This window comes from Enterococcus sp. 10F3_DIV0382 (genome assembly GCF_002140245.1).
GTDB classification, from domain to species: domain Bacteria; phylum Bacillota; class Bacilli; order Lactobacillales; family Enterococcaceae; genus Enterococcus_B; species Enterococcus_B lactis.
Window position 1 is genome coordinate 272,589 of sequence record NZ_NGMF01000002.1, and the last position, 6,000, is coordinate 278,588.

A 6,000-nucleotide genomic window follows, 5' to 3' on the forward strand; every position below is an offset into this window, starting at 1 on the left:
GAAACTGCTTTTGGATCTCGCTTGAAATGCAGAGGAATCTAAAAAATCAACTAGGCCGAAGATTTTTATCATATAAGCTTGTGCTGTGACCAGGCTGAGTCCGTTCTTTTGGATTAATGTAGTGTAAAGCATTGTTCACTGCGGTAGGTGCTTCACCGAGCCCAGTAGCAATCAGTTTCACTTTTCCTTCATAGGTACAGATATCACCAGCTGCATAAACACCTGGAATAGAAGTAGACATATCTGATTTTACAGTGATGGCATTTCTAGTACTATCAAGTCCCCAAGAAGAGAGATGTTCTAAATTAGAAGTGAATCCATAATTGACGATCAGAGCATCAATCATCAAATCAATTGTTTCATCGCTCTTCACTTTTTTTAAGCGGATGTCTGACAGTTCTCCAGCGTTGCCAGACAATCCATCGATTAGATATGGAGTAAGCAAGTTGACAGTTGAAGACTTCAAACGCGATACGCTATGTTCATGCGCACGGAATTCCGGACGACGATGGATCAGGTAAACTTCGCTTGCAATAGGCTCCAACATCAATGCCCAATCGATAGCAGAATCGCCGCCTCCAGCAATAGCAACTTTTTTTCCGGCGTATTTCATCAAATCATTTACGAAATAATCCAATCCGTGGTTTTCGAATGCTTCAGCATTATCTAAATTCAATTTTCTCGGCTGGAATGAACCATTCCCTAAAGTTAAAATGACTGCTTTAGAATAATGTATGCCTTTATTTGTAGTGATCTCGATAACTTCGTCTTCACGAGTAAGCGAGAGAACTTCTTCTTTTAAATGAAATGTATGATTAAAAGTAGTTAATTGTTTTTCTAATTGATCGATTAATTCACTTGCTTTGATTGCTGGATAACCTGGGATATCGTAAATATATTTTTCAGGATATAATGTTGCTAATTGACCACCAAGTTGAGGTAGACTGTCAATGATTTTTGTTTTAGCTTGGCGCATTCCTGCATAAAAAGCGGCAAACATCCCTACAGGACCTGCACCGATAATTGTAATGTCATAGATTTCCATAAAAAATTCCTCCCTTTTCACACTATAGCAGAATTTAATTGAGAATGCTTCTCAAAAATATTTGAAGTTGAAATGGTCAGTCATAGAATTTATTCATGGAATGCAGGCAGTGATGAAAAAATAAAGAAAAACAAATCTAGTATTTTTACGGAAGGTTAGGTATTATGTTATTATTATTTATGAAGTATGCAAATAATAGGAGGAAACAATATGGGATTCCCACAACTAGATTTAAAAAGTGAAAAAGGACCAAAAGCTGTTATCAAAACAAACCGTGGTGACATTACTGTCCAATTATTCCCTGAACTAGCACCGAAGACGGTTCAAAATTTCATTGAACTTTCCAAAAAAGGTTATTATGATGGCGTGATTTTTCACCGTGTTATTCCTGATTTCATGATTCAAGGCGGCGATCCAACTGGAACAGGAATGGGTGGAGAAAGTATTTATGGAGAAAGTTTTGAAGATGAATTCAGTCGTGAACTGTTCAACCTTCGCGGAGCTTTATCTATGGCAAATTCAGGTCCAAACACAAACGGAAGCCAATTCTTTATTGTAAATAACACAAATGTGCCAGCTAATATGCTTGGACAATTGGAAGGTGCTGGATTCCCATCAGAAATCATTGAAGCGTATAAAGGTGGCGGAACCCCTTGGTTAGATTTCCGACATACAGTCTTTGGACATGTACTGGAAGGAATGGATACAGTAGATGAAATTGCAAATGTGCAACGTGGTCCGCAAGACCGCCCTGTACATGACATAGTGATTGAAACAATCGAAATTTCAGAATAGTTTGGTATGATACGGAGTATTTATAGAAAAGGACGAAACCTAGTAAGGTCTCGTCCTTTTACTTTGATAACTGATTTATTCGGTTGTTTCTAAAGCGTGCTTGATTCGATGAAGTCCTTCTAGTAAAGTTTCTTCTGGACAAGCAATATTCAAGCGCATATGTCCATGACCGGAAGGACCAAATGTGATACCAGGATTTAATACGACTTTTCCTTTTCTCACTAGAGTATTCTCTAATTTCTGGTCGTCTGAAATATAAGCGGTAAAATCCAACCACATTAAATAAGTTCCTTCAGGGCTCATTATTCTCACTTTCGGAAGATGCTGTTCAAAAAACTGATTAACTGTTTGAACATTTTTTTCTAGATAAGGAATCAATTGGTTTAACCATTCTCCACCGGTCTCATAAGCCGCTTGAGTCCCAATCAAACCAAAAGTGTTGATTTCGTGCTGTTGATTCATCACTAGATGTTTTTCAAATTTAGCTTTCAGCTCTGGATTTTTGATAAATACCATTGAATTTTTGATTGCAGCTAAATTGAAAGTCTTTGTTGCAGAAGTAAAGGCAATGAGCAAATCGTCCAAATCGGGATTAATCGTCAGCATGGAAGTAAATGTATGATCGAATAAAGTCAAATCTTGATGGATTTCGTCACTAAACAGAAACACTCGATGTTTTAAACACAATTCGCTTAACTGTTTCAATTCTTCTTTGCTCCAAACGCGACCTCCTGGATTATGAGGGTTGCACAAGATCATTGCTTTTACATTGTTTTCTTCTATTTTTTTCTCCATGTTAGAAAAGTCCATGACAAAATGATTATTTTTTTCTAGCAAAGAGCTTCGAACAATGTGACGTTGATTTGTTTCTATAATAGAGGAAAATGGAGGATAAACTGGGTCATGAATCAAAATAGAATCGCCTGGTTTTGTAAAAGTTTGTACTGCTGCAGCTAAACTAGTCAACACACCACTTGTAAAAACAATATTTTCTTTCGTCAACTCAACAGCATGGCGTTGACGTTCCCAATGAATGATAGCCTGATAGAGTTTATCAGATAGAGTGGCATAACCAAAGATTCCGTGTTTGATGTATTCACTAAACGCATTAGCTACCCCCTCGGGAGATAAGAAATCCATATCTGCTACCCACAAAGGAAGTAAATCATCCATTTGATATGTCTCGGCAATCGCGTCCCATTTTACACTTTCTGTATCTTTTCTTGAAATCTTTTTATCAAATTCGATCATCTCAATACCTCCAGTCATTTTCGTCGCTTCTTTTTTTGCGCTATTTACAGTATAATGATAAATGCGAAGAGAGGGAAGTAGATGACTTATAAAATTGGACAAATAATTGAAGGAAAAGTAACAGGGATACAGCCTTATGGGGCATTCGTCTCTCTTGATAATGAGACGCAAGGACTTATTCATGTTTCGGAAGTACAATCCGGTTATACGAAAAATATCCATTCATTGTTAAAAGTCGGGCAGCCAGTAACCGTTCAGATCATCGACATTGATGAATATTCCAAAAAAATCAGTTTATCTTTAAGAACATTAGAAAAAACAAATCCAGCTGTTCCTTATCGTAGAAAAAGATATTTCACGAATAAAAATCGTAAAATCGGTTTTGCCACTATTGCGGAGCAGTTACCTATTTGGATAGAAGAAGCGTTATCTGAATTAGAACGGAAAGAAAATAAGAAATAAAAAGTGTGTATTTTTTCTGAAAATGTGCTAGAATTTTTATGTAAGCCATAGAACAAGGTGATCGAGGTGGAAATTTTGGCAAGCAAAAGAGTTGCTGGTACAATTATGTTGCATTTGGAGGATGGTTCTAAAAAATTTTTGGTCCATTCAATTGATGACAAGTTGGAATTTGCGTTAGCGGAACTTTCTGAAGGGAAGACTGGTTTAGCGAATATACTTAATTTCTTAAAAGAAATAGTTCATATCGATGTTAGCAAGATTAGTTTGATGGAATTGACAAATACACATATTAATCAGGAAAATGTTCCGTTGTTTGTCTTTGAGACTGAACAAAAGAATCAAAGAGAAGAATTAGGCGAAGGATATATTTGGGAAGAACCAGGTCAAATGCGCTCTGTTCTTGGAACTTACGAAGTAGAGGGAGTGCCTTTCTTCTAAAATACAGATTAAGCGAGCAAAGAAGTTTGAATTTTTTTCAAACTTCTTTTTTTTATTGTTTGATCCAAAAAAGACAATGAAATGTTCTGCTATAGATAATTTTTTAGTGCATTTTGTTTTCAAAATATGTAGAAAACGGTTGTATAACGAATAATAATAATTGATCGAAAAATCATTTCACAAAGTAATGCTTAATTTATAGTTGACCAAGGAAGAAATACATGATAAATTTAACAGCGTTGATTCCGAAGTGGACGTTATATCACGTTTCTGAAAAAACTTAAAAAATAGTTATTGACATGTTTATGATGACATGATAAGATAACTGAGTCGTTAAAAAAGAACAGCTTGCGAAGCTTGATTCTATCGAAAAAAACTTCAAAAAAGTTCTTGACAAATAACAAACGACAAGTTATGATAAATGAGTTGCTGAAAGATTTCAAAAAACGAAATCGAAAAAAACTTTTAAAAAAGAGTTGACAATCACTTGTCACTCTGATATGATATAAAAGTTGCTACGGCAGCCAAAACAAATCGGAAAAACATTTCCGATGAAGTAGACCTTTGAAAACTGAACAAAGTAAGACAAACCAAATGTGTAGGGCGTCTTGATTCAATTCAAGACAACAAACATTTTTAACAAGCAAGCAATATGCTAGCAAACAAATTGAGCTTAACAATCGTAAGATTGTTCGAACTTTTTATGAGAGTTTGATCCTGGCTCAGGACGAACGCTGGCGGCGTGCCTAATACATGCAAGTCGTACGCTTCTTTTTCCACCGGAGCTTGCTCCACCGGAAAAAGAAGAGTGGCGAACGGGTGAGTAACACGTGGGTAACCTGCCCATCAGAAGGGGATAACACTTGGAAACAGGTGCTAATACCGTATAACAATCGAAACCGCATGGTTTTGATTTGAAAGGCGCTTTCGGGTGTCGCTGATGGATGGACCCGCGGTGCATTAGCTAGTTGGTGAGGTAACGGCTCACCAAGGCCACGATGCATAGCCGACCTGAGAGGGTGATCGGCCACATTGGGACTGAGACACGGCCCAAACTCCTACGGGAGGCAGCAGTAGGGAATCTTCGGCAATGGACGAAAGTCTGACCGAGCAACGCCGCGTGAGTGAAGAAGGTTTTCGGATCGTAAAACTCTGTTGTTAGAGAAGAACAAGGATGAGAGTAACTGTTCATCCCTTGACGGTATCTAACCAGAAAGCCACGGCTAACTACGTGCCAGCAGCCGCGGTAATACGTAGGTGGCAAGCGTTGTCCGGATTTATTGGGCGTAAAGCGAGCGCAGGCGGTTTCTTAAGTCTGATGTGAAAGCCCCCGGCTCAACCGGGGAGGGTCATTGGAAACTGGGAGACTTGAGTGCAGAAGAGGAGAGTGGAATTCCATGTGTAGCGGTGAAATGCGTAGATATATGGAGGAACACCAGTGGCGAAGGCGGCTCTCTGGTCTGTAACTGACGCTGAGGCTCGAAAGCGTGGGGAGCAAACAGGATTAGATACCCTGGTAGTCCACGCCGTAAACGATGAGTGCTAAGTGTTGGAGGGTTTCCGCCCTTCAGTGCTGCAGCTAACGCATTAAGCACTCCGCCTGGGGAGTACGACCGCAAGGTTGAAACTCAAAGGAATTGACGGGGGCCCGCACAAGCGGTGGAGCATGTGGTTTAATTCGAAGCAACGCGAAGAACCTTACCAGGTCTTGACATCCTTTGACCACTCTAGAGATAGAGCTTCCCCTTCGGGGGCAAAGTGACAGGTGGTGCATGGTTGTCGTCAGCTCGTGTCGTGAGATGTTGGGTTAAGTCCCGCAACGAGCGCAACCCTTATTGTTAGTTGCCATCATTCAGTTGGGCACTCTAGCAAGACTGCCGGTGACAAACCGGAGGAAGGTGGGGATGACGTCAAATCATCATGCCCCTTATGACCTGGGCTACACACGTGCTACAATGGGAAGTACAACGAGTTGCGAAGTCGCGAGGCTAAGCTAATCTCTTAAAGCT

At 39.4% G+C, this 6,000-nt stretch carries 5 protein-coding genes and 2 other annotated features; of the genes, 3 read left to right on the forward strand and 2 right to left on the reverse strand.

From position 1 onward, the window contains the following. Window positions 1–46 precede the first annotated feature (46 nt). The gene (locus A5849_RS11895; RefSeq protein WP_002310191.1) at window positions 47–1,045 is read right to left on the reverse strand and encodes an NAD(P)/FAD-dependent oxidoreductase; all 999 of its coding nucleotides are present in this window, start codon (window positions 1,043–1,045) and stop codon (window positions 47–49) included. 210 nt (window positions 1,046–1,255) lie between these two features. On the opposite strand from A5849_RS11895, the gene A5849_RS11900 reads away from it, so the two are divergent. Beyond that, a complete protein-coding gene (locus A5849_RS11900) occupies window positions 1,256–1,840 on the forward strand; it encodes a peptidylprolyl isomerase (RefSeq protein WP_002310193.1) in 585 nt (194 codons plus the stop codon). 75 nt (window positions 1,841–1,915) lie between these two features. Here A5849_RS11900 and A5849_RS11905 read toward each other — a convergent pair whose 3' ends face one another. Then, the gene (locus tag A5849_RS11905) at window positions 1,916–3,109 is read right to left on the reverse strand and encodes a MalY/PatB family protein (protein ID WP_002310195.1); all 1,194 of its coding nucleotides are present in this window, start codon (window positions 3,107–3,109) and stop codon (window positions 1,916–1,918) included. 63 nt (window positions 3,110–3,172) lie between these two features. On the opposite strand from A5849_RS11905, the gene A5849_RS11910 reads away from it, so the two are divergent. After that, a complete protein-coding gene (locus A5849_RS11910) occupies window positions 3,173–3,553 on the forward strand; it encodes a CvfD/Ygs/GSP13 family RNA-binding post-transcriptional regulator (protein WP_002290989.1) in 381 nt (126 codons plus the stop codon). Between the two features lie 75 nt (window positions 3,554–3,628). Beyond that, the gene (locus tag A5849_RS11915; protein ID WP_002310196.1) at window positions 3,629–3,991 is read left to right on the forward strand and encodes a hypothetical protein; all 363 of its coding nucleotides are present in this window, start codon (window positions 3,629–3,631) and stop codon (window positions 3,989–3,991) included. Window positions 3,992–4,698: 707 nt separating this feature from the next. Then, window positions 4,699–5,592: a sequence feature (16S ribosomal RNA rRNA prediction is too short), on the forward strand. 60 nt (window positions 5,593–5,652) lie between these two features. Beyond that, window positions 5,653–6,000: a sequence feature (16S ribosomal RNA rRNA prediction is too short), on the forward strand.

Coding starts and splice junctions, on each gene's coding strand:
- A5849_RS11895 (WP_002310191.1), bottom strand. CDS start 1,045: ATGGAAATCTATGACATTACAATTATCGGTGCAGGTCCTGTAGGGATG.
- A5849_RS11900 (WP_002310193.1), top strand. CDS start 1,256: ATGGGATTCCCACAACTAGATTTAAAAAGTGAAAAAGGACCAAAAGCT.
- A5849_RS11905 (WP_002310195.1), bottom strand. CDS start 3,109: ATGACTGGAGGTATTGAGATGATCGAATTTGATAAAAAGATTTCAAGA.
- A5849_RS11910 (WP_002290989.1), top strand. CDS start 3,173: ATGACTTATAAAATTGGACAAATAATTGAAGGAAAAGTAACAGGGATA.